This is a genomic window from uncultured Microscilla sp. (genome assembly GCF_947493425.1).
Taxonomy (GTDB): domain Bacteria; phylum Bacteroidota; class Bacteroidia; order Cytophagales; family Microscillaceae; genus Microscilla.
Window position 1 is genome coordinate 1 of the sequence record NZ_CANLRP010000105.1, and the last position, 22,791, is coordinate 22,791.

At 38.9% G+C, this 22,791-nt stretch carries 31 protein-coding genes; 8 read left to right on the top strand and 23 right to left on the bottom strand.

Annotation, left to right across the window (positions count from 1 at the left end):
- Positions 1 to 92 precede the first annotated feature (92 nt).
- From Q0954_RS22205 to Q0954_RS22280, 17 genes are all read right to left on the bottom strand, one after another.
- Positions 93 to 470 carry a hypothetical protein gene (locus Q0954_RS22205; RefSeq protein WP_299460551.1) on the bottom strand — a complete coding sequence of 126 codons (378 nt, stop codon included), beginning with the start codon at positions 468 to 470 and terminating at the stop codon, positions 93 to 95.
- Between the two features lie 53 nt (positions 471 to 523).
- On the bottom strand, positions 524 to 1,375 hold the full coding sequence (locus tag Q0954_RS22210; protein ID WP_299460553.1) for a hypothetical protein: 852 nt from the start codon (positions 1,373 to 1,375) through the stop codon (positions 524 to 526).
- 4 nt (positions 1,376 to 1,379) lie between these two features.
- A complete protein-coding gene (locus Q0954_RS22215) occupies positions 1,380 to 1,916 on the bottom strand; it encodes a hypothetical protein (protein WP_299460555.1) in 537 nt (178 codons plus the stop codon).
- Positions 1,913 to 2,686 carry a hypothetical protein gene (locus Q0954_RS22220; RefSeq protein WP_299460556.1) on the bottom strand — a complete coding sequence of 258 codons (774 nt, stop codon included), beginning with the start codon at positions 2,684 to 2,686 and terminating at the stop codon, positions 1,913 to 1,915. The genes Q0954_RS22215 and Q0954_RS22220 overlap by 4 nt, the downstream gene beginning before the upstream one ends.
- Positions 2,671 to 2,880, bottom strand: coding sequence for a LysM domain-containing protein (locus Q0954_RS35090; protein WP_366916753.1), 210 nt, complete (start codon positions 2,878 to 2,880; stop codon positions 2,671 to 2,673). Before Q0954_RS35090 ends, Q0954_RS22220 begins: the two co-directional genes overlap by 16 nt.
- Positions 2,881 to 2,882: 2 nt before the next feature.
- Positions 2,883 to 3,149 (bottom strand): hypothetical protein, encoded by a 267-nt coding sequence (locus Q0954_RS22225; RefSeq protein WP_299460558.1) that lies wholly within the window; start codon positions 3,147 to 3,149, stop codon positions 2,883 to 2,885.
- 7 nt (positions 3,150 to 3,156) lie between these two features.
- Complete coding sequence (locus Q0954_RS22230) at positions 3,157 to 3,486, bottom strand: hypothetical protein (RefSeq protein WP_299460560.1); 330 nt, start codon at positions 3,484 to 3,486, stop codon at positions 3,157 to 3,159.
- The gene (locus Q0954_RS22235; RefSeq protein ID WP_299460562.1) at positions 3,428 to 4,246 is read right to left on the bottom strand and encodes a hypothetical protein; all 819 of its coding nucleotides are present in this window, start codon (positions 4,244 to 4,246) and stop codon (positions 3,428 to 3,430) included. The genes Q0954_RS22230 and Q0954_RS22235 overlap by 59 nt, the downstream gene beginning before the upstream one ends.
- 12 nt (positions 4,247 to 4,258) lie before the next feature.
- Positions 4,259 to 4,789 carry a hypothetical protein gene (locus tag Q0954_RS22240; RefSeq protein WP_299460564.1) on the bottom strand — a complete coding sequence of 177 codons (531 nt, stop codon included), beginning with the start codon at positions 4,787 to 4,789 and terminating at the stop codon, positions 4,259 to 4,261.
- Complete coding sequence (locus tag Q0954_RS22245; protein ID WP_299460566.1) at positions 4,789 to 5,757, bottom strand: hypothetical protein; 969 nt, start codon at positions 5,755 to 5,757, stop codon at positions 4,789 to 4,791. The genes Q0954_RS22240 and Q0954_RS22245 overlap by 1 nt, the downstream gene beginning before the upstream one ends.
- Complete coding sequence (locus Q0954_RS22250; protein ID WP_299460568.1) at positions 5,757 to 6,341, bottom strand: DUF6046 domain-containing protein; 585 nt, start codon at positions 6,339 to 6,341, stop codon at positions 5,757 to 5,759. Before Q0954_RS22250 ends, Q0954_RS22245 begins: the two co-directional genes overlap by 1 nt.
- Before the next feature lie 168 nt (positions 6,342 to 6,509).
- Positions 6,510 to 6,884, bottom strand: coding sequence for a hypothetical protein (locus tag Q0954_RS22255; protein WP_299460570.1), 375 nt, complete (start codon positions 6,882 to 6,884; stop codon positions 6,510 to 6,512).
- 46 nt (positions 6,885 to 6,930) lie between these two features.
- Positions 6,931 to 7,293 carry a hypothetical protein gene (locus Q0954_RS22260; RefSeq protein ID WP_299460572.1) on the bottom strand — a complete coding sequence of 121 codons (363 nt, stop codon included), beginning with the start codon at positions 7,291 to 7,293 and terminating at the stop codon, positions 6,931 to 6,933.
- A 38-nt stretch (positions 7,294 to 7,331) separates the two neighbouring features.
- Positions 7,332 to 7,760: a hypothetical protein gene (locus Q0954_RS22265; RefSeq protein ID WP_299460574.1), complete on the bottom strand. Its 429-nt coding sequence runs from the start codon at positions 7,758 to 7,760 to the stop codon at positions 7,332 to 7,334.
- Positions 7,761 to 7,762: 2 nt separating this feature from the next.
- On the bottom strand, positions 7,763 to 9,010 hold the full coding sequence (locus Q0954_RS22270) for a DUF2586 family protein (RefSeq protein WP_299460576.1): 1,248 nt from the start codon (positions 9,008 to 9,010) through the stop codon (positions 7,763 to 7,765).
- A gap of 40 nt (positions 9,011 to 9,050) precedes the next feature.
- Positions 9,051 to 9,977 carry a hypothetical protein gene (locus Q0954_RS22275; protein WP_299460578.1) on the bottom strand — a complete coding sequence of 309 codons (927 nt, stop codon included), beginning with the start codon at positions 9,975 to 9,977 and terminating at the stop codon, positions 9,051 to 9,053.
- Positions 9,978 to 10,020: 43 nt separating this feature from the next.
- Positions 10,021 to 11,214, bottom strand: a complete 1,194-nt coding sequence (locus Q0954_RS22280) for a head maturation protease, ClpP-related (RefSeq protein ID WP_299460580.1) — start codon at positions 11,212 to 11,214, stop codon at positions 10,021 to 10,023.
- Between the two features lie 173 nt (positions 11,215 to 11,387).
- Between Q0954_RS22280 and Q0954_RS22285 the strand changes: the two genes are divergently transcribed.
- From Q0954_RS22285 to Q0954_RS22320, 8 genes are all read left to right on the top strand, one after another.
- A complete protein-coding gene (locus tag Q0954_RS22285; RefSeq protein WP_299460582.1) occupies positions 11,388 to 11,654 on the top strand; it encodes a hypothetical protein in 267 nt (88 codons plus the stop codon).
- Entirely contained in the window at positions 11,651 to 12,115 is a 465-nt protein-coding gene (locus Q0954_RS22290; RefSeq protein ID WP_299460584.1) for a hypothetical protein, read from the top strand. The genes Q0954_RS22285 and Q0954_RS22290 overlap by 4 nt, the downstream gene beginning before the upstream one ends.
- 10 nt (positions 12,116 to 12,125) lie before the next feature.
- The gene (locus Q0954_RS22295) at positions 12,126 to 13,748 is read left to right on the top strand and encodes a hypothetical protein (RefSeq protein ID WP_299460586.1); all 1,623 of its coding nucleotides are present in this window, start codon (positions 12,126 to 12,128) and stop codon (positions 13,746 to 13,748) included.
- 15 nt (positions 13,749 to 13,763) lie between these two features.
- Entirely contained in the window at positions 13,764 to 14,213 is a 450-nt protein-coding gene (locus tag Q0954_RS22300; RefSeq protein ID WP_299460588.1) for a hypothetical protein, read from the top strand.
- 163 nt (positions 14,214 to 14,376) lie between these two features.
- On the top strand, positions 14,377 to 16,515 hold the full coding sequence (locus Q0954_RS22305; RefSeq protein WP_299460590.1) for a DUF935 family protein: 2,139 nt from the start codon (positions 14,377 to 14,379) through the stop codon (positions 16,513 to 16,515).
- Positions 16,512 to 19,079, top strand: a complete 2,568-nt coding sequence (locus Q0954_RS22310; RefSeq protein ID WP_299460592.1) for a hypothetical protein — start codon at positions 16,512 to 16,514, stop codon at positions 19,077 to 19,079. Before Q0954_RS22305 ends, Q0954_RS22310 begins: the two co-directional genes overlap by 4 nt.
- 1 nt (position 19,080) lies before the next feature.
- Positions 19,081 to 19,629: a phage virion morphogenesis protein gene (locus Q0954_RS22315; protein ID WP_299460594.1), complete on the top strand. Its 549-nt coding sequence runs from the start codon at positions 19,081 to 19,083 to the stop codon at positions 19,627 to 19,629.
- Between the two features lie 3 nt (positions 19,630 to 19,632).
- Positions 19,633 to 20,163, top strand: coding sequence for a hypothetical protein (locus Q0954_RS22320; RefSeq protein ID WP_299460596.1), 531 nt, complete (start codon positions 19,633 to 19,635; stop codon positions 20,161 to 20,163).
- 423 nt (positions 20,164 to 20,586) lie between these two features.
- On the opposite strand, the gene Q0954_RS22325 is transcribed toward Q0954_RS22320, so the two are convergent.
- From Q0954_RS22325 to Q0954_RS22350, 6 genes are all read right to left on the bottom strand, one after another.
- On the bottom strand, positions 20,587 to 20,880 hold the full coding sequence (locus Q0954_RS22325) for a DciA family protein (protein ID WP_299460598.1): 294 nt from the start codon (positions 20,878 to 20,880) through the stop codon (positions 20,587 to 20,589).
- 11 nt (positions 20,881 to 20,891) lie between these two features.
- Positions 20,892 to 21,266 carry a hypothetical protein gene (locus Q0954_RS22330; protein WP_299460600.1) on the bottom strand — a complete coding sequence of 125 codons (375 nt, stop codon included), beginning with the start codon at positions 21,264 to 21,266 and terminating at the stop codon, positions 20,892 to 20,894.
- A gap of 2 nt (positions 21,267 to 21,268) precedes the next feature.
- Positions 21,269 to 21,535 carry a hypothetical protein gene (locus Q0954_RS22335; RefSeq protein ID WP_299460602.1) on the bottom strand — a complete coding sequence of 89 codons (267 nt, stop codon included), beginning with the start codon at positions 21,533 to 21,535 and terminating at the stop codon, positions 21,269 to 21,271.
- Positions 21,536 to 21,618: 83 nt separating this feature from the next.
- Positions 21,619 to 22,029, bottom strand: a complete 411-nt coding sequence (locus Q0954_RS22340) for a hypothetical protein (RefSeq protein WP_299460604.1) — start codon at positions 22,027 to 22,029, stop codon at positions 21,619 to 21,621.
- 14 nt (positions 22,030 to 22,043) lie between these two features.
- Complete coding sequence (locus Q0954_RS22345; RefSeq protein ID WP_299460606.1) at positions 22,044 to 22,313, bottom strand: hypothetical protein; 270 nt, start codon at positions 22,311 to 22,313, stop codon at positions 22,044 to 22,046.
- A 133-nt stretch (positions 22,314 to 22,446) separates the two neighbouring features.
- Positions 22,447 to 22,785: a hypothetical protein gene (locus Q0954_RS22350; RefSeq protein ID WP_299460608.1), complete on the bottom strand. Its 339-nt coding sequence runs from the start codon at positions 22,783 to 22,785 to the stop codon at positions 22,447 to 22,449.
- Positions 22,786 to 22,791: the final 6 nt, after the last annotated feature.

Here is a 22,791-nt window from a genome sequence, read left to right on the forward strand (position 1 = left end):
CTATCCTTAAATCACTTGAGATAAACCAGAAATGGGAGATATACTGGAGTACCATCACTTAATATTGTACAGAAGGTATAATTATGTTCTTGTTAATAGTAAAATTTAACCTCAACACTTTTATATCCATTTCCACTTTTGTCTTTTTCAACCCTCTTGATAGTAGCCTTGGTATACCCCTTTGATATAGCTTTTTTTCCTGTAAAAGTGGATAATGCGGCTGCTTCCAACTGCTGTTGTGTAGGAGATTTTATGCTTTTCAAATATTTATTAAATTGCTCTAAATTACTACCATATACCCAAGTGCCTAATATTGCTTTTACATTTTTTTTCCCTTCAAAAGCATCAAAAATTTTATCAAATATTATCCCACCACTACCATAGTCATACATACAGTTATACTGTTCTTTCTTCACATTTATTTCTAAATACAGCTCTCCATTATCTAATTCATATGGAGTCCAAAACATAAACGGATTTTTTTTACATCACAATTTTACCAGTTCTTGAAATAATTTAATTACTATTTCAAAGCGTAAACCAAAGGCAAAGCAGAAACATTAGCAGGACGGGCCGTGAATCCACCATCAATGTATGTAGTAGGACCACCACTGTCTTGGTTTATAGCAAGCGTCCAGTGTCCTGCCCATATATCATGCACGGAATCCGGATTTGTAGGTGTGTGGATAGCAGACCTTCCACCAGAGTCAGATGTATTAATTACTCTGCTAATTACGGTTGGTGATTGCTCAACGCCTGGCACATTGCCACCTCTGACAAATTTCCCGACAAGGTTTTTAGTTGCCCCCACAATAGCCAGCTCTTCAGGTGGAAAATAACCGGTATCAACCAGCTGACTCTCCGTTGTACTTCCATCCTCAATACACCACCCCAACCTTTGCATTTCAATGAGTGTTTTCGCGCCTGTATAAGACGTATCAAACCAAGCTTTTTGCCCTGGTTGATGGTTGTTTTTATAGGCTAAGAACTCTCTTGTAACAATTGTTTTGTTGTTGTCAATAACAATATACTCACCTGTCACAGGTTTTACACTTACTAACTCAGCATGGTAATTAATGCGAGTTGTTTTATTGGTGTTCTCATTGACAAAAAAGCGTTCTGTGTGCTGAACTGGTGTAGCCTGTTTAATATAAGCAGGGAATAGCACGTTAGTAGCACCGCTAAACTCTAATATCTTACCGTCAATCGATACTAACCCTGCACTTATATCACTACCTAACACCTGACAACCTGAAACCACAAAAGCCCTCGAATCGCTGTATTGCTCCTCAATAGCCTTAAAGAGTTGATCAAACTGGAACTTCCAATCATTCAAGTAAGCAGGGAAGTTATTTTTTAAATCTAATCTATCCATAGAGTTATAAGTTAACTTGAAAAGTTTTTCCAGCAAGTTTATACTTGCTAACATTCGCTTTAATAAAATCGATGGTATTAATTTTATTTATGTCGTGGAGCGTTATTGGATTGGCGCTGGATAATACCAAGGGCTTACTTTGCATTAGCGTGACTTGATAGTTTTGAGCAAAATCAAAAGGGATGTTTACAAAAAAATCCACCTCACTAGCAGTGTTATTTCGAAGAATAACAGGATTTTCATTATTTAATACAATAAACCTTGTGTTGTTTAGATGTATTACGTAGTCCTGGACATGTGTAATTTTAATACGTCTTTTTTCAGAATCAAATTTACTATTTAACATCCACTCCAAATTTCCAGCTTGCGCTGTCATCCGGGCTTCAGACAGCATTACATCACCCTCATGAAGAAAGTTTAGATAAAGCGTTTTCAGAGGAGTCGTGACTGCTCTTAGAATTTTTTTTAACCTAACTGAAAACCTTAAAAAAGTAGGTAAAAGTGAATTACATAAAACCTCTATATCAAAACTATAATTCATTGCACGGCAGTTAATTGTATAATTGAATTGTTAGCATCAAAGGCGAATCGTCCACTGACTGCAATATGATCTAAATCCACCACCGTAGCATTAAAACCTTGCATTGACTCAACCTGATTCAACTTAACATCTAAGACTTCATGTAAACTTCTTAAGCTTGCTATCAGATCATTTACTCTTAGCACTCCGTCAAATCCTATATTTTCCAAGTACTCACTTATAGTGTTTTTAACCAAATTTCTAATGACCGCTTCATTGATAAGTGGACTGTAAAACACTTCCATGTCTACAGTTAAATTATCTGCCAACATGCTTATATAAGAAATTTGCACACCTGCAAACTTTACCCTCTCCATGTAAGCAGTAAACTGCTTCAACTCCTCAGTATTTAGAAAACCATCCTGTTTGGCAACTTTTAAAGTCACACCACCTAAAATATTTTCTTTTGCTGAGGCATAACGGATAATTTGCAGCTCAGGATTTATGGAGTTATACCCAAGATTATCATTAAGCAAGTCATTAAGTTGAAAATCTTCAGCTTTTTTGGTGTACCAAGGTAATGTACCAGGTTGATTTTTCTCTATTGCAGTATATACATCGCCCTTAAAATGATCCAGCAGTACTTCTAGGGTGTGTATAGCAACAGCAAACACATAAAAAAGCAATCGCCAAACAGCAGTTTTACTATCACTATTCAAACTGTCTAATTCAGGTGTTTTAGCTTTTTCAGCAAGCATTTCACCGAGTATCTCACCTACCGATCTAGCCATAATTGCAATTGTTTCGCGGTTAAAGGTTTTATGATTTTTTTAGAATCAATCAATAATTTTTGGCCTAACGTTAACTCACTGGTAATTGACAGGTTGTTATCACGTGCAAGGCTCACAACCCCTTCTATAGTACCGTAATAAATAACTGCCAAACCTGTGAGTGTATCACCTTCCTGGATTGTAATTACTTGCATTATCACTCTACCTCTAAATCAATTAAAAAATCAGCATCAACGCTTAAGCGCTTCACCAGGTATCCATCTAGCTTTAGTTGCTCTATGATATTTCGCTTCAGTCTTTGAGTATTACTCCCGTTTACCTGGGCTACAGTATTCACGCCAGTGAGTGGGTGTTGTAGCCAGTCTAAAGGAGAGCTTAAAAGTAAATGACTTATATGCTGCTCATCAGAACCACCTACTGATAGGTCGCCGTTTTCAAAAACAAGGTCGTTACCTTGACTCAAGATAAGGTCATTTCTTAGCATTTCCACCTCCCCCAAATCTTAACCTGAACACGCTCAAAACAAACTCTAGTACGACTTTTAAAATCCCTAATCGTTGTTCCATAAGGATTATAACAGGCATAAACACTGCGCCTAACACAAAATATGTAGCGCCCTCAAGTGAATTTTTAAAAGCTTTTTTAGGCTTAAATTTTAGAGTTTCAAAACCCTCAAGGAAGCCTAAAAACAAGTACCCTAAAACTATAATCACCCCTAAGAGCAAGCCAGCCTTAAGAAGGTTATTTTGCAGACTTAGGTTTTTCTGCTGCTCCTGATTGATATTTTTTTTGTTTTCCATACTTATAGAGATTAGTGTTAATCTTTCTGAGTACTTTGATAGATTGCATCTTGTAATGCTTGGCCTCCCGGTAATCCAGGTAACGCCAAAATACGTTGTTTAGAAAAGAGAGGACAGTAAAAGCAATAACCAAATTTCTAATGACCCTTTTAAACTTTCCCTCTCTTCTTTTTTCAAGTTTATACCTTTTGTTTTCATCATGTAAACGTTTGTTTTGACTTTCCATCTCTTGTATTTGCGCTGCTTGAGTCTGCAAATACTCCTCTGTAGTATCGTCACTGTAAACCACATCTTTATCAAATACTCCAGCCCCCAAACCTTTCTCCCAAAACCAAGCAAAAGCTTTTTTTAGCGTGTTGAATCTTTGGTAAAGGACGATCTCACCCTTATCTAGCTCCTTTTTGATTTTAGAGTAACTTTCAGCAACAAGAGGGTTTGCTTGCAACTCTACCACCGCACCATATACAACACCCAAAGCTATGGCTTTAGGTGTAAATACTTTTTTGAAATAATTACTCAAATACTCAGATGAAAACGAGCGACTAAAGAATGTGAGGTCTCCCAAGAGAAAACTTACATCGTGAGCGCTAATAATAGACAGTATGTTATTATGTGCGGTCTTAATCTGCTCATCGCTGGCATCACCTACCCATCGCAAAACAATCACATTGCCAGGAGCAAACTCAAACACATACACCTTAAGGTAGACATGCTCAAGACTATCTTTGAAAACTTTTACTTCCTTTCCAACTACAAACATTTATCAAGCTAACTAATGTTTAACCTTTTTATTTTCTAAATCATCTTGCTTAGTCTTATCCAAACTCGTAAGCGTTGAAGGTTTAACAAATGCGGTGGTCGGTCCCTGAGGGTGTAAATGATTATGATCTTTGTATTCACTGATAAAATCATTCAACTTTTGCTCAATAACATTCAACTTACTAACCAAAATCTCAACCATAACAAGCCCACCATTTTCCCCGCCATTCAACAAAACCTCTTCAGTTTGACTAGTAGCGGTAACAAACCCTGAAAGAGAACCAGTATCAAAAACAATAGATACTATACTGCCCACTTGTGGGTAAAACACTGTGTTACCTTCAGTACTGTCTGTATTGGAAACCAAACGAATACCTTCAAACTCAAGCTCGCTACTCATCTTTTTTACCACGCAAGTATTATCACCCTTACTAACGCTCATCACTTCAGCCTCAAAAACAGTAATACCAGTAGTAATAGCATCACCACCTTTTACCAGTAACAGTATTAAATCTTTTATACTACTATCTTTACTTATTGCCATCACCCTACTTTTTGCCCAATTGAAACCTTTCGCCTAAACACTGTATTTGTAAAACTTACCTCCGTAGCATCAACCAAATACTTACCTTTTCTATCTGGGTGCTCGCTATCAGTTAACACAACCGAATCACCGTGACTAACAAACGGCTCACCCCACCCTGTAAGGCTGCCAGAAAAACCACCTACTTTATACTTTTTCAACTCCTCCTTAGCAAGCTTCTCAAGCTCACCCTTGCCTATATGAGGAAAGTTTCTGGTAACAATACTACCCCCATCTTCGCCAACTTCTACGGTAAGCTTTTTACCTGAATCAAGGTTGGCAATCGCTTTGATCTTGACCTTCACATTTTCAGACTTTCGGTATTTAAGCGAATGCCCTGGTATAACATTGTTTTGAAAATCATACACACAAGCATTTGCAGTAGGTTTGCTTTTATAGGGAAACCCAACATGAAGCGTATCACTCTTGAAAAAACTTGCAAGTCCATAGTTTTGACGAAGCACCTCCAACACTTTAACAGTGGTAGCATCCTCAATCAAGAGTTTACCCAGACCAACATCACCCGTAACATTCAACTTAACCCCTTCAATACCATCAACCACATGGCTTACCACATCCCCAAGCTTAGCATTAGTAAAGAGTTTGTTTTTAGGCCTATAATATTTGGTTTTAAAAGCAAAATCTTCACAATGCACTCTGAGTGGCACATCAGTTTCAACCTCACGAACAAAACCTTCAAACTCAGTATTTAGGTTACCATTATACCCCAGCTTTACCACCACTTTGTCGCCTCGCTTAATATACTCACTTACCGCCTTACCCTTTAGTCTTAGGTTTTTAGGTAACTTAATATCACATGTGTCCGTAAGCTGCTTCCAAGTCGATTTAATCAATACCCTACCAATCTCTTTAAATTCAAGGTTGCCAATAACCACCACACACGTTAACTTGTACAAGATAGGTTTCATTACTGCAACTCGTTTTCAGTGATAGTTAAACTCACAGACTCAATGCCCCTGGCTTGAATTGTAAAAGGTTGAGTATCTTCAAAACCCTCCAAAGAAGGTGTAGCTAAAGACTTGATGTAAATGCTAGTAATTTGATGAAGCGAAAACAATTTGGAGCTAACATTAAGCACTGACTCCTCACGAAAAAGAGCAAGAAGCTCTTCTAGCTCCTTGCTTGGGTATACCCCATCCTGCCCCCACAACACACCTCGGATACTAATATTAGCAGGACTAATTCCTGCATACTCAACCACAGCACGACCGCTACTGGTTTTCGTTTCAGTAATCACTTTAGTGTAATTTATATCCACCAACGGGTCATACTTGAAACTATAGGTTAGACCACTACCAACCGACTCCACATCAATCTGATCAAAAACAGGAGTGCCCAATGTGCGTATACGCAAAGCTTCTGAGTTGCTGTAAGGATTAGACTTTTCGTTAGTTTTAGTAAGCAAATCACCAGTAAACCCACTAGTAATATACTTTGCATCCTGAAAAGCAGCGTTAAATCTTTTTTTTATATCAAAACTATACTTAGTCACTAGATTCAGATTCTTTAGTTAAGTGTGTGTAGTTATTATCAATCAGGAATTGTACTTTTTTAATGGCTAATGTATACTCTGTGTCTGATAGTTTTTCAGGAAAAGGAATATGCAAGAAGTAACCTATAAGCGCTGACCATTCGTCTAGCCAGGTAAGCCTGGTAGACTCTAAAGCTTTTTTATGCGAGCTTCCCCTGCAATAATTAGAGAGCTAATTTTTTGCACCGCAGCCAGCGCAAACTTCGACTCTTTTTTTACCTCTTCATCGCCACCCAAAAAAGTGTTTCTGACAAGCGCTAAAGCCGCATCGATTGGCACTTTCTCAGATTTTCGCAAGTACTCATTTAACACTTCACGGTTAGGCTCGCGGATGTAAATTGTTAACCAATCTTCATAAGTGTCGTCGGTTGGCACCTGTATTTGATGCACGTTTCTATACTTCTTTTTCCACTCATTAACTTGAGTTTGGGTTACGCCGCCAGGCAACACAAAGCTTTCACCTTTAGCAACTTCGTTTTTTTTTGTTTTTTCAACTTCAGTCATTGTAAAAATATTTTAAATAGTTTTTAAATCAGATTTAAAAGAGGTTTTAACGCCTTCTTCTTACAAGTTTTTCGTATTTTTTTTGCTTTTGCAAAAGAAGCTCCTCAAGCTTATTATAGTCAGGGGTGACAATAATTCTACGCCTATCATGTGCTAAAGAATCAACCTTAACAGTAAACAGTTTTCTACCTTGCTCAAGGTATTGTACCACCTTTTGCTTGGTAGAGTCCAGGCGTATATCAAACTCAATGGTTTGATAACGGAGCTTCAACTCCTCAATAGCAATCTTAGCAATCACTGCCTTGTAGTCATAACCCCTGTCTTTACCAGTCACTTTAGCACCAGTCACACAAGACTGAAGGATCAACGCGGTAAAAAGCATAATCAATAAGAATCGTAGTCTTTTCATTTGTATCGGTTTTATTTATGTTAAGTGATTAATATTAATTACACAGGTTGAGCATACAACACATCAGAACAAATACAATCAAAATCCTGCACGGCATCCATATCACCCTCAGAGATTGAGCGACCTGTAGATGTAAACTCAACATCTTTGATCACATCGGCAACAAGCTCCTCGCCGTTATCATACACCACAGGTATGTCAAATGGCTCAATATCTAACAGATTCGCACCTTCGCCATACTTTACTCGTGCAGCTTTTTCAATTTGCACAACCTCCACCATAGCAATACTCATAGACAGAGTGCTCTCTTTTTTTCCACGCGTACGACGAGTAGGCTTACTTCCCCTGCCGTACCCATTTTTCTTCTCTTGACTGGTTTTGTACTCAATCTTTGAAATCTCTATAGAGATTTGATTAAACAGCATAATATCCACATCCACCCAGCCAAAACTTTTCTTTTGCGCCATAACTACTCTACTTTATTGGTAAGTTTTAATTTGACATTAATGGTATCCGCACTGCCCATCGGTACAACACTTAACCCAACTTTTAGCTCAGGGTTGGGAGGCAGTAGATTGCTATCCTTGTCAATTACTACCACCCTTCCCGAAATCTCCCCAGATAAATCACTGTCTATCTGCTTTTCAACAAGAGTCTTGAAGTTGAGAATGACAATAGGAGGTACTTTACCATTTGAAGGGTTTACAGGCTGTGGAGACTTAACCGAAGGCAACAAGGCTCCATAGGCGGCCAAGGCCGCTTTATCGATTGTTCTGCTAAATCGGATTTGTGACTCATTCATATTCCCTTCGTTGTCTATCACAACAGGAGTACACACATGGTCGTTATTCCATCTGAACCCGTCCAATCGTGAGTATTTGATTGGGAAAATATACCCCTTTTGATCAAGTATAGACCACTCACTTTGAGCATCCGTAACCGATTTATGATCGGATAAACCAGCAGACAACCAGCGCTCTTTCTTTGCATTCGTGAGATTAAACTTTTCAACCCAACCAATATTCTCACTAACCGCAGCCCTTCCAATAGTACCTAAGCAAGTACCCACAGCAGCATAAGAATTATACTCTGAAAGCTTTTGAGCAAAAAATAAATCTTGCCCGATCACCACACTTACATTGGGCGCTACCACATTCACCAGGGAACGCAAGTCAGGAACAGAGCTTGCAGGGCCGGTATAATACTTACCCTCCAAAATTACTCTGGTTGGGTACATCTTGGAGAAAGCCCAATCACACAAAACTTGAGCTTTCGGTATAGCATTTAACACATCTTGGTCAATCCCGTCTACCACTGGAGTATAACCACTAGCAGGATTAAAGGCTACAGCCAATTGAAAAACTTCACCTTCAGCGTCATCAATCAAAGCTTTCGCATGGTTGTTTTCAGTATCTACTATATCGGTCACGCCCACGCTTTGCGCTACTACCCGAAGGTAGAGCTTTACCCCTTCCCCAGCCTCTTCAAAAAATTCTGAAATATGATGATACAATATTACCTTATTAGCAATATCATAAGCCTCGTTAACACCTAGAAATTCAGCGTCAGCTTTAGAGTATAAGACATAGGTTTTATCTAACTCAAGCTTACTCGCTACAGCTACACCGTTAGCAATCAATCCGCTAGTACTTTCATTTACAGGCTTTGCGCCTGGTTGTGGAGTAGCTTTGCTTATGATTACACCTTTTATGCTCATAATTTTTTTAAATTAAAATGTTGAAAAAAATAACAAGCAATTAAGACGCTTTTTTCTTCTCGCGAATAGTAATAATACCGCGACCATCACTGTAGTACACATCACCACCCGCAATAGTAGTAGTTGAAACCTCAACCCCATCATGTCCATCGATAAGGCTTATTTTTGATTTTCTACTAATCGCACGAGTAACAAACTTAGGATGCCAAAGTGTAATAGTACGAGAGTCACCTGCCTGAGCCTGATACTCCTGATCTGAACCCTCAGTCTTACGCTCTATCGGATTACCGTCTACATCAAAGAGCAATGTTTTTGCACGCTTAAAGATATTATAGCCTGCAATCTGCCCGACAGCCCCATTCATAAGTACCATGCCAGGGTACTTATTCCTGTCATGAAAATCCTTGTACTTGCGTAAATCACCCATCATTGAAGCAGGTACAACTGCTACACGACTACCATCATCAGGCACGCCTTGCTCGTCCATCTCGGTTTGAGAATCAAAAAAATCATCAGGTGTAACAGCGTGCGCATCAGTACCATCAACACCTTTTTTGGTATCGCCTGTAGTTTCAATCACCACATCCTTACTACCTTTCACCCACTTGTAGAGGATATGCATTACAATATCCTCCCTAATCTGCTCAATATGTTCTTCCAGGATATTTTCGCGCTTCGCATAACTTACAACAAGTTCTTCTACCCAAGTTAAAATTGTTGGGTCAGTCTTAAATTCATCAATACTATAGCTACGCTTAATATCTTGCTTTGGTGTTGCCGCCCCTCTCTCACCGTTACGACGAGACTTTGGGCGCGCACCTGATTCAGTCCATTCCACACTACCCGTATTAGCATATTTATTCCAATTCCTTGACGCTAATACAAACTCGTTGTTATCAAACAAATGCTTGACAAACGTAGCTAAGAACAACTTTCTTGCAGCCGTAAAACTACTTGGTTGAGCCATACTCTTTCCTTGTTAAGATTAATCAATAATTCACATTACCTGACTACTCAAAAGCCGCATCCAAGTGAGCGTTTACAATCTCCTCGTACTTTTCAGGGTCAGAATTTTGCAGCTCAATAAGCTTCTTAGGATCATTTTTAACATAATCCTCATAGGTGTCAAAGGTTACACTACCCTCGTTACCTTGCTTTTTCTTGGCACCATCACCCTCTTTACTTTGAGTGGTCTCCTTTACTAAATCGCGCGGAGGCTCAATTGCATCGAGTAAGTTTTTCACACTTTCAGCCTGCCCGTTCTTGATCATGCTTTTGTAAATCTTGGCTTGCTCAACGGTAATTTTCTGAGCGCTCACCGCATCATCCACAATTTTAAATCCTGAGGCATTCCTAAGCTCCGAAAGCTCCTTAGCTTGATCTGCTAACAACTTTTGAGCATTCACCAGACCTTCAGCAAGAGTGTTTACTAAATCCTCATCGCTTGCAGAGTTTTCAAACGAAACACCTGCTTTAGTGCAGGCTTGAACCAAAAGAGTTCTATCCATAACATCACTTTTAGGGTTGTCAGTATTTTCAAGATTAGCAGTCACACAAGAAAGAAGTGTATTATTAAGATCTGTATTGTAAAGAGCTACAACCTCAGGCAGAGACAGATTTTCAGTATTGTTTTTAGCATTAGTCTTGGCATTAGAAATTTGATCACAAAGCCCTACCTTGTAGGCTTCATTGGCATTAAACCATTTGTCGACACCTGGCTTCATCCAGTTTTTAAGAATCCAATCCTTTTCCTTACCTGTCTTATCAGCATATGTCTGAGCAATAGAATCGTTTATGCTATCTAACAAGTCTGCTTGTTTGCGCAATTCATGCGCCTGCTTACGGTCGGCACTAGCCATTGCTTGATGGATCATTATTCTAGCGTTTTTAGCCATAATAACCTCATCCATATAACAGAGTAAAAAACTCATGGCACTTGCAGCAAGCCCATCAATATGAGCTTTAAAAACGACTCCTCTTTTCTGGTAACGATTAATAATAGCCCCTACTGCGTCAGCCTCAAAAACAGCCCCACCAGGACTATTTACCAGGCAGTTGATTACCTTATAGCCCTTCGCTACAAGATTGGATATACTTCTTATAAAGTCGTTTGCACTTACATTTCGCCATTGACCAATTGTCCCATAAAGAACAAGATCAACCTCTTTTGTTTTCGCTCCTTTTTTTGCTACAACCTCAAACATAATATTTCACTTTTTCGAGATTTTTTTGCTAATTTGAATTAGAGTTACAAAACAAAAACAAATAAATGTGCAATGCTGTGCACTAGCAAACAGTTATTTATAAACCATTGCTATTCAGTTTAGCAATGCAAATTTTTTAAATTATGAATAGTACTTTTGAGAGTAAACAAGTAATGAGATCATCACGAAAAGTAACAGGGTTACCATCAAGATATAGCAAGGTAATCCTTGCTAGGCTCGAGAAAAAAGGGGTGTATGTCACATTGCAAATCATCAGAAATGTAGTATCAGGAAGAACATCTAACCTAGATGTTGAAATAGAAGTATTGCAACTTAAGAAAGAAAGGTTGGAGGCAAGAGACAAGATACTCCAATTAAGCTTTGAAATAAGAGAGTTAAACGATTGTGTAACTAAAAAAGAAAAAGAGAAGCCAACATGAATACAAAAGAAGATGATAGCCTGAAGAAAAGAGCTGGACTAACTAGAACTCAAAAAAAAGAGATTGCGTTAGACTTGTATTTACATACTCATTATACACAGAAAGAAATTTGCGAGATTGTTGGATGGACCCAGCCCACATTTACATCCAACAAGCAAAAGTTTCAATGGGATACACTTAGGGATGCCACTACAAAAACTCCAGAAATCGTACTTACAAACCTTTACAAGCTACTAGAAAAACTCACTAAAGAAAGCCTTGAGGGTGATTACTATGCTAAAGACATAGCGATGATTGCTGGAGCTATCGAAAAGCAAGAGAAGCGCATTACCAATCTTTCTACCTACATACAAGCTTGTAAAATATTTGTAGAGTGGCTACAGCCTACCAACTTGGAACTTGCTCAAACCATTACCAAGCTTTATAGACAGTTTATTCAAGATTTGATTGACACTGATTAACTTTTAAACTATGAATGAGATTAAAAGAAAAACGGTTGTCACTCTACATGGAAGTAATATCACTTACTCAAAAAAAGACCTAGAGAACTTTAATAGGTGGTGTAATAAGATAGAAGCTCAAACAGCTTATATACCAAAAGAAAGCAGACAGGAAAAGGAAGAACGAAAGAAACGACTCTTGAAGCCTGAAAATTACAACAAGTTCTTTCAGTATTACTTCCCGCATTATTGCACAGACAAAAAAACAGGTAAATTAATTGATTGCGCGCCCTATCATCTTGAGATACATAAGGCACTCACGAGTGAAGACATGACTGAGGTAGCATTTATGGGGCATCGCGGCTCAGCCAAGAGTACCCACGCAAACGTAGGGTTTGCCGCTCGCGACATGCTAGCTGGCATTATGCCTTTTATGTTGTTATGCGGTGAGACTGAAAAAAAAGCCAATCGCTTACTTTCGGACATTCAAGCAGAGTTCCAATCTAACCAAAGACTAATTAATGATTATGGAAAGCTAGTAGGAGCTGGAGACTGGACAACAGGCGAGTTCACCACCAAAACAGGTATTCACTTTGCCGCTATCGGTTTAGGGCAAAACCCTCGCGGGATACGAAAAAAGAACCAACGCCCGACGCGAATTGTATGTGATGACCTGGACGCGAAAAAGAGATGCAACAACCCTCGCCTAATTGACGAGGCAGTAGATTGGATTAATGACGATTTAATGGAGTGCTTTGATAAAGATATAAGACAATTTATTATAGTAAACAACCTTATACATAAACGCTCTATACTTGCTCAAACTATCAAGAGTTTGCCAGAAATTAAAGTATTTAAAATAAATGCCCTGGACAAAAAAGGTAATCCTACCTGGCTTGCCAGATACACCAAAGAGTATTGGGCTAAGATACAAAAGAAAAAAAGCACTCGCTCGTTTAGCCGTGAATACATGAATAACCCTATTGACGAAGGCAAGATATTCAAAAGTAAATACAATAAATGGAAGCCAATGACAGATTTAAGCGTTTACGACGCTTTGGTGTTTTATGGTGATTTAAGCTATACCGTACAAGGTGACCATAAAGCAATGAAGCTTTGGGGAGCCAAGGGAGAGGAGAAGCACAGGATTTTTGTATTTGTTCGCCAAGTGTCACGCCGAGAGTGCGCTATATGGTTATACAACCTCTACGAAGAATACAACCTTAAAAACTTCAATATCGCGTACAAATTTGATGGTACGTTTGCCCAAAACAGATTTGTCAATGACTTTAATAAAGAAGGTAAAGAGCGAGGCTACTATATACCTATAGTAGCCAAGAAAAAAATGGAGGGCAATAAGTTTGATAAAATAGAAGCTATCGTGGGTTACTGGGAACGTGGCGACGTGTGGTATAACAGCGAGTTTAAAGATAGTACCGACGAAGCAACAGAATTAAGCCAGCTTGCCGCATTTGAAAAAGGTAGCAACGCACCCGACGACGCGCCCGACGCAGACGCTGAAGCATTCGCAATCCTTGATGAGCTGCTAGGCACTACAAACCCAGACGATGTAATTATAGGTAACAGAGAGAGTACAGGAACTTGTGATACATATACAGGGCAAGACAATGACGAGATTTATGACGGATATTAAAACATAACAAACAGCATGAGTAATTTTTTAACAGAAGATGATTATAAAGGATTTATATCTCACCACGAGTTAACTGTAATCACTACAGACGAAGAAGGTAGACTATCAAATGAAGCCGTTAGAAAGAAAGCTGAAAACTCAGCCATAAGCAAAATAATACATCAAATCGGTGGAAGATATGACACGCAAGCCATATTTAGTACCACAGGGAATGAGCGCGACGACACCATAATAGAATACACTATATACTATACCGCTAAAACCTTGTATAGCAAGAGCGCAAAAAAAATAGTACCTGATGATATTTATGAAAATTATGAGGAGGCGAAAGATTTCTTTAATGATATAGGTAAGGGTGTTGTTAACGCCATTGGCTTACCACTACTACCCCAAGACTCAAGCGAAAGCCTGAGTGAGCACATAAGGTTTGGGCACACTACCGAAAGCGGGACCGATGGGTACTAATTTTTTATTAGCAATTGTTAAGAAAAAGTGTCTTATCAAGCGCTAACCAAGTAAACATTTCAAATCCTTTTCAAAACACTTTTAAAAGCTTTCAAAAACCACGATCTATTTTGAGAGCTGCCATTATACCAAAAAACTTTAAACCCCCTTAGAACGCTTTAAAATGAAAAACAATTTTAAACCTTTAGTAAATCGTTTCGGTCAACCTATTGTAGCAAAATCACACATCATCGCCAGTAAACATGATGCACCCGAAAAAAACAGAGGTCAAGTAATCAAACTAGTAGAGCATACAAAGTTTTTGTATAAGATAGATATTGCTCACTGGCGCAACGCTCACCAAGTTGCCTTGAACACTTATCGGCCAAGGCGAGATTTACTAATGGATGTCTACCAAGATGCTATCTTGGATACCCACCTCAAAAGTGTAATAGAGTCCAGAATGCTACCAGTACTCAATATTACATTTGAAGTAGTAGACGAGCAGACAAACGAGGTAGACGAGGATACTACAAGACTACTTACTACAAAATGGTTTTACAAATACCTTAAAGCCATATTAGAGAGTATAGCTTATGGATTCAGTGTAGTGCAATTAAAACTTGATAGAGGTATTATAACAGGCATTGAAACAGTACCCCGTGAAAATGTAATCCCCGAAAAAAACAGCATACTACCTGATTTACAAGGGGAAGAGTTGGTAAGGTTTGACACACCAGGGTATAATAATTTATACACACTTATTGGTGAACCGGAGGGCATGGGTTTACTACTACAAGCCGCTAGATTTACAATCTTTAAAAAACATAGCCTTGCACACTGGCAAATGTTCCAAAGACTGTTTGGTATTCCCATGCGTATTGCTAAAAGCAACACAAACGACAAAGCCACTCTTGCCAAAATAGAAAACAATCTAAAAAACATGGGGTCTGCTATGTATGCAGTAATGCCGCTAGGTACAGAGATAGAAATAAAAGAGAGTGTAAGTAGAGACGCGTTCAATGTCTTTAGTAAAGGTATTGATGTAGCTAACAAAGAAGTGTCAAAACTTTTCTTAGGAGGTACAATGACCAACGAAGACGGGTCTAGTCACAGTCAAGCCAAAGAACACGGTAACTCTAAAAATGAACTGATAAAAGCCGACATTAGATTAGTTGAACTGGAGGTAAATGGTAATATATTCAAACAGTTCATTAAATGGGGGGTACCATTACAAGGCAAGCGGTTTAGATTTAATAGAAGCAGAAAACTACCACTTGCCGACAATCAGCTAGAGATTGATAAGTGGCTCGCAGGGTTGTTTGAATTAGAACCTCAGTATATACGTGACACATACGGTACTGTCATAGGTGAAAGAATTAAACTACCAACACCAAGCGGCGGCGGTAGTAAAGGCGAACCAGGGCAAGAGCAGGAGCAAGAAAGTAATGCATTGCCAATTACCAGTGTAATGAACCAAGCAAGCATACACTATAGTAATACATGTGCGCACGCGATTAATAAAAATATATCAAATACGCAAGCATCCAATACTAAAATACCTGAAAGACTTCAAGAGATACTTGATAGACTGACCGAGAAAATTTTTAAAGGCGAGATAAAAGCAGGTGATTTTGATAATGAACTGTTTGAGTTTATAGCTAACTTGTTATGGGCACATGTTAAAGCTAGCTATGGTTACAAATTTTCTGATTTGGCAGTAAACAGCAAACGTTACAAAACGCTTGCAGCGCTACAAGAAAATGTATACACATTTGCCGCAATTCAAGTACACCAAAATATCCAAGACTTGGTATTACTAAAAGCTAGTAGCGAAGATAAAGCGACATTCAATAAAGCAGTTACCAAGGTAAATAAGCAGTATAATAAAACTTGGTTGGACACCAATAGGCAAGCTACGATTGCAAACTCACAAAGTGCTGCCCGTTGGCATGACTGGCAAGAAAACAAAGATATACTCCCAAACGTGGAGTTCCAGACAATAGGCGACGACAGGGTTAGGGACTCACATAAGAAACTTGAAGGCGCGGTGGTAAGTATTGACGACCCACTGCTTAAAATCTATAATACACCACTAGACTACAAGTGTAGGTGTGAATGGATACAAACACATGAAGACCTTAAACCTCCTAAGGAGCTACCAAAGATACCGCTAACATTTCAAAACAACCCCGGCGAAACAGGGAAGGTATTCACGAAAGATCACCCGTTTTGGAGCGGGATTTCAGATAAAAAGAAAAAAGAATATGCGGTGATTGTAAAAGATTTGATTACCAAAACCAACAAAAAGAAAAAAACATGATAAGTGTAGGTATAGGTTTTAATATCACTCAATCAATTCTACCTGAGCTCAACCAAGTAAATCATAAGTTGAATCTAGCTGGAGGCGAACTGACAGAGATAATAGTTAAATCTCGACAGGTCAATAACGAACTAAAGAATACAAAGAATCAAATAGCTGGAATAATCTCAGTGGGTAACAGCACACAAGGTATTGCAAACGGAATCCAAAACATCAACAACCAACTAAAAAACACTGTTCGGCAATTGGTGAAAATTGTATCAATAAAAGATGAGATTCAGGGAGGTTCGCAAACCATTCAAAGGATTAATAAAAAAGTATTGCAGCTCAATGCTGCACTAAAGGATAAAGAACCTGTACGAGTAATCCAAAACACCCACAAGGAGGTACTACAGCTTAACACAGCTATTAGTAATCAAAAGCCAATAAAAACGATTGAAAACACTAATAAAAAGGTGATCAACCTTAAGAAAAGTGTAAACACTACTACACCCAATGTCAAGAAACTCTTTAATGAGTTTAGAGGCAATGTAAGCCTAAAAGTAAAAAAGGTAACAGATGAAACTAAAGACCTAAAAAAGAGCATGAAAAGCGGCGGTATTATTCGCAAGTTTTTTGGTTTCTTTAAACGAGGTAGCCAAAAAGCCCGTGATGGTTTAGCAAACATTGGGAAAAAAAATAGTGAGCTGTTCAGTGGTATATCCGAACAATTTCCCTCACTTGGTCGCTTTGCACACCTACTAAAAAATCCTTATGTACTTGCTGCTGCTGCGGCGGCGGCGGCAATTGTAGCGACGGTAAAATTAATCTCACACCTTACTAAAGTGTCCCAGGAAATTAGTAGCGTGGAGCGCGCGGTAAAATTTGGCTTTGGCGCTAATTCGCAGCAGGAAATTTCAGGGCTTGCCCGCAAGGTAATCGCGCTTAAAAAAGAGTTTGAAAATGTAGACCAAAATGAACTATTAGGAGCCGCTAAAGCTATGAGCCGGGAGTTTGGCATCAAAGGTGTAAGCGCACTTAAGCTGCTCAAGCAAGGCTTACAGGCTACCAATGGCCAGCTTGATATTGATCAATTAAAAGAATACTCCACCCAACTAAAAAACCTTGGCTTCACCGCCGACCAAGCAATGGCACTGGTTGTGAAGAGTTTTCAGGAAGGGGTATACCAGGATAAAGGGGCCGACCTGTTCAAAGAGGCAGGCATCAGGCTTAAAGAAATGCCCAAAGCAACCTCTGACGCACTAAATAAATTAGGAGACTCTTATGGAAGGCTCTCTGAAAAACTACAGGTAACAAGCAAAACAGGAAAAAAACTTACCATTTCCACAGTACAAGGACTCAAAAACAGCCTTAAAGCAGGCGAAATTGACGTAATGAAAAGCGTGCAATTCATTACTCGCGCAATGGCAAAACTCAACGTGAAAGATCGTCAGGAGGTTACCGCAAACATTTTTGGCTCACCTGGTGAAGATGCAGGAGAAAGATTTTTACTTAGCCTGGGTAAAACCGAACTATCCATGAAGAAACTTCTAAACCTTCAAGACCCATACATCAAGCGCCAAAACAAACGCTTGGGAATGGAAGAAAAAATAGTGGCGGTTCAGCAAGGGTTTGCGCCTACATTCAACAAGCTTAAGCGCGGATGGGATGAAGTAACCCAAAAAGCAAGGCTTTTATTTTACCAGGTAATCAACGGTGGCCTGAAGATTTTAAGGGATGCGTTTGGCGGTAGTGGTACTGACCCCATGCAAGCACTTGCAAATGGTATTGATTGGGTAGCCGCCAGGTTACGCGACGCAAAACCGTTTGTAATAGATGTTATCAATGTTATTCGCGGATTTGGACAAGTTATAGGCTTTGTATTACAACCTATCCGTTGGCTGCTAGGACTCCTAAAGCGTCTTTTGTGGGATACCGGAATTCTGCAAGGAGTGTTCAAGATTACCACTGTGGTAATTGGACTGCTTATTAATCCACTGGGAACACTGGCTTTGCTTTTTGCCAGACTATGGAAAAAGAGTGTAACCGTGAGAGCAAGCCTTACAGGTATTTGGGTAGTAGTAAAATCTCTCATAGAGCCCTTTAAACAGTTGGGTAATGCGATTACTGGAATTGTAGAGTTCAACCCTCTAAAGATAAAAAACGCGTTAAGCGGAGCGTGGAGCGCTATAAAAAACATTAACCCACTTAAAGATTTTAAGTCAGGTTACAACAAGGTTTTGGAGGATGCTAAAAGTAAAAAGCTCAACAACGCCGCGCAAGGAATAAAGGGCAAACCTGTAAAAGAGCTTATCAGTCAAAAGACTCCTGACAGCACCAATCCAGTGGCACCGAAAAATCCAGATTACGCCGGGCCAACAGGAGGAGCGCCCCCACCCTCGCCAGGCAATATAATAGGTGGAGGTGCCAAAACAGAAAACAAAAACCTAACTATTAACATTGGTAAGCTGGTTGAAAATATCACCATTCAAACCACCAACTTGCAGGAGGGCGCGCAAGATATTGAAGCAGCAGTAAAAGAGATTTTAATTAGAGCAATTAGAAACACAGAAGCAATATACTAACATGGGTATAGATGATAAAGAAATTAAAGTGTTACACAAGGTAATCGCGCGACACATCAAGAACGCGCCAACCCTTACAGGCGCCATCTCAACAAAATTTTACAAAGATAGATTTGTTAGAGGTGGTTGGATTGAAAGTAACAGCTTTCAAAAGTGGCGACCCCGCAAAAGGCGTGACCGCAACGAAAAACGACGAGGTAAACGTGCGGTACTGGTTCAGTCAGGGAGACTGAAACGAAGTATCAGAGTGCTGAAGAAAACAAGTAACAGTGTGATTGTAGGCACCGACGTAGAATATGCCCGCATGCACAATGAAGGCTTTAGCGGCTCAGTAAGTCAAAATGTAAGTGCCCACCATCGTAAACGACACAAAAGGCGTAATAGAAAGAAAAAAGGTAAACACATTGTAAGAGAGCATAAAGTAAAAGGATTCAATAGAACCATAAAACAAAACATACCTAAAAGGCAGTTTTTAGGTAAAAGCGAGTTCTTGAACAAGAGGATAGAAAAGCAACTGGAGTACATGCTAAAAAAACAAATAAAAGGATAAGATATGTATTTAGAAGAGATATATTTAGAACTTGGTAACAGGTTATTAAGCAACAACACCAAGCAACTACTAGAGCAAATGGGACTACCCCCAATAGCCCATGTTGACCTATACGAGGGGCAATACCTCAGCGAAGAAAAAGAGGAGGTGTACCACCTACCAGCGGTATTTATTGAATTTAGCAACACGACTAGCAGCAAAATAAAAGGTAATGGTGTACAGCAAAACACGGAGACTATAAGACTTCACATTGAGCAAGCCAAACTTGAAAGCACCGCCATGAACAGAGCAAACCAAACCAAAGCTTTGCTACCTTTAAGAATGGTAGATGCAATACATATTTTAATGAGTGGAGGTTTTCTAGGTTTATACCCGGTGGGTAGGGAGCTGGACACGGAGCACAACGGCTATCCAGTGCACATACTAGAATATGAGGGTATTTTCAAAAATACTGATACCAGTAAGTTTAAGGAGCATCAAGAAACAAAGATTGAGAGAGTGAAGATTGATAAGAGTGTAAAGTATAGATTATAAACCTTGCAAAAACAAAAACCAAATAATCTTTTAGCCTGGCAAAGAAAAAGCAGCTTGTTTTTGCAAGCTGCTTAAAATATTATTTTGTTTTATAACAACAACTGTAAATTATCAGCCGCCAAGTATTACCAGGTAAGGCTTATTCTTATCCACATCATTCATGGACTCTAGTCTTTTCTCAAGAACCTTAATAGTAGCCTCAATTACAGCCTTGTTTAAGTCCTGACCCCGTAAGCTTGTATCACCCAAACCTCTCCTTAACCATATATCATTACTATAATTCCTGATAGCTGTATGGCTTATACTAAACCCTTTACCTAGCAATGCACCACTAATAACCCTACAGCTTTTACCATTAGCGAGAGACTGGTCAATAAACTCTTTATGACCGCTCTTAAGTATTTTATCGTGTTTTCTCATAACTCAGTACCAAAAAATTCGTTTTACATCTTTATCAACACTTTGCACCTTTTCCAGGATTTCAGTTTTCCGGTAACTCAGATTTTCACGAAGCGCCGGAGAGTCAAACTTCAAAAAAAGCGTGCTGTTTTTTATATCAAGCTTAACAGTTCTCTTTGCTGCAAACTCCCCTACAATACTTACCCAACTCCCCTTTAACCCTTCGGTGTTTAGTTTTTGCTTAGCCTGTTTGGGTAGAATTTGAAGCATCGCTGCTACAGCTTGCTTTATATTCATTGTATCGTTGTATATTTTCATATTGAAACCAATTAAAACGGTAAATTTTCGTAAGTCGGCAGACTTAGCAAGCCATCACACAAAGATATTTTTAAATCAGTGTACAAAACCTTCTCGTAACTTGCCTCAATCGTTTGCTTTTCAGCTAACCGAATAAGTTGAAGTAAGCATATCGCCTCAATCTGAGTTAGAACTACCTGATGTTTTCTATCTTCAAAAACAACCTTGTTAAACCGTCTTTGAAACAAGTTTACAAGCACGCGGTTCATAACAAAATCAAGCACAAAGAACTTGTCAGAGATAAAACTAAACTCTATGTTTATAGGATTCTCAACTTCTTTTTTTAGCAGTACTGATATAACCCTCATATCATTAGCCTCTAGTCTGGTTAATTTAATTTTTCTCATAGTTATAGACTTTCAAATTCCCTCTCCAACTCGTTAATTTTTTTATTCACAATCTCTACGCAATAATCCCTAAACTGTGCAGCAGCATTATAAAGATAGTTGTCAATATCCCGCTCCGACTCACCATCAAGGCTCACTGCCACCCGTCCATAATCAACTGTATTACCAAGCCTCACGGTAGTAGTATCCACTATCTCACTAAGCAAGTATTGCAATTCTTGCTTCTTATTATGAAGCTCTATTGCTTTTGTATATTGTTTTTCAGTCATGTTACAATAGTTTTAATTAAAAAAAATAGCCCTGAAAATCTACATCAACAGGGCTTTACACAAATACTAACAAACATTAACGCTTAACTCCTCTCAAGTCTTATAGTGCTTTTTTGAGCCTTAACAAACCCAAAGCTTTGCAAGTACTTATTACCCGCCTGGATACGCTCTAGTATCAAACTTTCATTCACTTTACTAGTGGTAATCGCATACTCTTGATTAGATGCCACAAAAGCATCTTTATCAAACTTTGAAGGGTAATTAAGCTTATCTTCACTATACCTTCTTACACAGTCAGCACCATTACGAAGCGTTCCACCATCCCAGGCATTCATAGGAAATTCTTTTGTTATTTCCAATATTTCAGCTTCTAAAGCCTTGGCTTCATCTTTTGCTATTCGCTCTTTGTCTTTTGCCTTCCAGTAAGCCGTAAACTTACTTTTCAATTTTCGTTTTTTAGCGGTCAAGTCATTACCCGCTACTTCTTTAGTCATCTCTAAACATTAAATTAAACAAACGGGCAATCATGTAACTTACCCTCATTTTCCTGATAAAAAGCCAGCGCCTTGTCTATTTTAGCTTCCAAAGCCACTGCTTTCTTTAACACTTCTTTGTTTTTCGTTTTGAAGTACTCCTTTTGGAGTTTGCGCATAAGCGCCACCTGCCGGAGCATAGTAACAAACTTATCAACCCCACAATAAAACTTGTCGGGCTTGGTGGTACCTTGAGGGTTTTCAGCCTCAAATTGTCGTTGCAACTCTTCTTTAGCAATACTCATAATCCATAGCTATAAAAATTTAGTTAGTGACGGTGACAGGAATCGAACCTGCTAAGAATATTTGCGATAAACTTAGTTTTGCGCCCAGCGCGCACCGTCATAAAAAACTGGCAAATGCCAGCCTTGCATTATATTACCTTAACTTCACCCCTTCATCACTCAAAACAAGTAAGCCGTCATACTCAAAACTCACCTGTTTTATATTTACATTCTCGCTACAATCCACGTCCGCAACAATCGGATGACTCTCAAAAAAAGCAGGACTTACCCACGCATTAGTCGGATCAATCACCGCAGCATAGCGCGCAATCTTGTTGCGGTAATTAGCTACAGTAGGATGATGAAACAGCTCTAAGTTATTCAGCATTTTTGCTGAGTGAATATTAATACTTACCGTTTCAAACATTCCAGTAAGTACCACTTGATAATTATTTAGCTTTTGGTTTTTTATGTTCTTTTTTTGGTTTTCCATTACTTA

What these genes read in the sequence shown, in the direction of transcription:
- Q0954_RS22205 (WP_299460551.1), bottom strand. Translation starts at nt 470, where the DNA reads ATGTTTTGGACTCCATATGAATTAGATAATGGAGAGCTGTATTTAGAA.
- Q0954_RS22210 (WP_299460553.1), bottom strand. Translation starts at nt 1,375, where the DNA reads ATGGATAGATTAGATTTAAAAAATAACTTCCCTGCTTACTTGAATGAT.
- Q0954_RS22215 (WP_299460555.1), bottom strand. Translation starts at nt 1,916, where the DNA reads ATGAATTATAGTTTTGATATAGAGGTTTTATGTAATTCACTTTTACCT.
- Q0954_RS22220 (WP_299460556.1), bottom strand. Translation starts at nt 2,686, where the DNA reads ATGGCTAGATCGGTAGGTGAGATACTCGGTGAAATGCTTGCTGAAAAA.
- Q0954_RS35090 (WP_366916753.1), bottom strand. Translation starts at nt 2,880, where the DNA reads ATGCAAGTAATTACAATCCAGGAAGGTGATACACTCACAGGTTTGGCA.
- Q0954_RS22230 (WP_299460560.1), bottom strand. Translation starts at nt 3,486, where the DNA reads ATGGAAAACAAAAAAAATATCAATCAGGAGCAGCAGAAAAACCTAAGT.
- Q0954_RS22235 (WP_299460562.1), bottom strand. Translation starts at nt 4,246, where the DNA reads ATGTTTGTAGTTGGAAAGGAAGTAAAAGTTTTCAAAGATAGTCTTGAG.
- Q0954_RS22240 (WP_299460564.1), bottom strand. Translation starts at nt 4,789, where the DNA reads ATGGCAATAAGTAAAGATAGTAGTATAAAAGATTTAATACTGTTACTG.
- Q0954_RS22245 (WP_299460566.1), bottom strand. Translation starts at nt 5,757, where the DNA reads ATGAAACCTATCTTGTACAAGTTAACGTGTGTGGTGGTTATTGGCAAC.
- Q0954_RS22255 (WP_299460570.1), bottom strand. Translation starts at nt 6,884, where the DNA reads ATGACTGAAGTTGAAAAAACAAAAAAAAACGAAGTTGCTAAAGGTGAA.
- Q0954_RS22260 (WP_299460572.1), bottom strand. Translation starts at nt 7,293, where the DNA reads ATGAAAAGACTACGATTCTTATTGATTATGCTTTTTACCGCGTTGATC.
- Q0954_RS22265 (WP_299460574.1), bottom strand. Translation starts at nt 7,760, where the DNA reads ATGGCGCAAAAGAAAAGTTTTGGCTGGGTGGATGTGGATATTATGCTG.
- Q0954_RS22270 (WP_299460576.1), bottom strand. Translation starts at nt 9,010, where the DNA reads ATGAGCATAAAAGGTGTAATCATAAGCAAAGCTACTCCACAACCAGGC.
- Q0954_RS22275 (WP_299460578.1), bottom strand. Translation starts at nt 9,977, where the DNA reads ATGGCTCAACCAAGTAGTTTTACGGCTGCAAGAAAGTTGTTCTTAGCT.
- Q0954_RS22280 (WP_299460580.1), bottom strand. Translation starts at nt 11,214, where the DNA reads ATGTTTGAGGTTGTAGCAAAAAAAGGAGCGAAAACAAAAGAGGTTGAT.
- Q0954_RS22285 (WP_299460582.1), top strand. Translation starts at nt 11,388, where the DNA reads ATGAGATCATCACGAAAAGTAACAGGGTTACCATCAAGATATAGCAAG.
- Q0954_RS22290 (WP_299460584.1), top strand. Translation starts at nt 11,651, where the DNA reads ATGAATACAAAAGAAGATGATAGCCTGAAGAAAAGAGCTGGACTAACT.
- Q0954_RS22295 (WP_299460586.1), top strand. Translation starts at nt 12,126, where the DNA reads ATGAATGAGATTAAAAGAAAAACGGTTGTCACTCTACATGGAAGTAAT.
- Q0954_RS22300 (WP_299460588.1), top strand. Translation starts at nt 13,764, where the DNA reads ATGAGTAATTTTTTAACAGAAGATGATTATAAAGGATTTATATCTCAC.
- Q0954_RS22305 (WP_299460590.1), top strand. Translation starts at nt 14,377, where the DNA reads ATGAAAAACAATTTTAAACCTTTAGTAAATCGTTTCGGTCAACCTATT.
- Q0954_RS22310 (WP_299460592.1), top strand. Translation starts at nt 16,512, where the DNA reads ATGATAAGTGTAGGTATAGGTTTTAATATCACTCAATCAATTCTACCT.
- Q0954_RS22315 (WP_299460594.1), top strand. Translation starts at nt 19,081, where the DNA reads ATGGGTATAGATGATAAAGAAATTAAAGTGTTACACAAGGTAATCGCG.
- Q0954_RS22320 (WP_299460596.1), top strand. Translation starts at nt 19,633, where the DNA reads ATGTATTTAGAAGAGATATATTTAGAACTTGGTAACAGGTTATTAAGC.
- Q0954_RS22325 (WP_299460598.1), bottom strand. Translation starts at nt 20,880, where the DNA reads ATGAAAATATACAACGATACAATGAATATAAAGCAAGCTGTAGCAGCG.
- Q0954_RS22330 (WP_299460600.1), bottom strand. Translation starts at nt 21,266, where the DNA reads ATGAGAAAAATTAAATTAACCAGACTAGAGGCTAATGATATGAGGGTT.
- Q0954_RS22335 (WP_299460602.1), bottom strand. Translation starts at nt 21,535, where the DNA reads ATGACTGAAAAACAATATACAAAAGCAATAGAGCTTCATAATAAGAAG.
- Q0954_RS22340 (WP_299460604.1), bottom strand. Translation starts at nt 22,029, where the DNA reads ATGACTAAAGAAGTAGCGGGTAATGACTTGACCGCTAAAAAACGAAAA.
- Q0954_RS22345 (WP_299460606.1), bottom strand. Translation starts at nt 22,313, where the DNA reads ATGAGTATTGCTAAAGAAGAGTTGCAACGACAATTTGAGGCTGAAAAC.
- Q0954_RS22350 (WP_299460608.1), bottom strand. Translation starts at nt 22,785, where the DNA reads ATGGAAAACCAAAAAAAGAACATAAAAAACCAAAAGCTAAATAATTAT.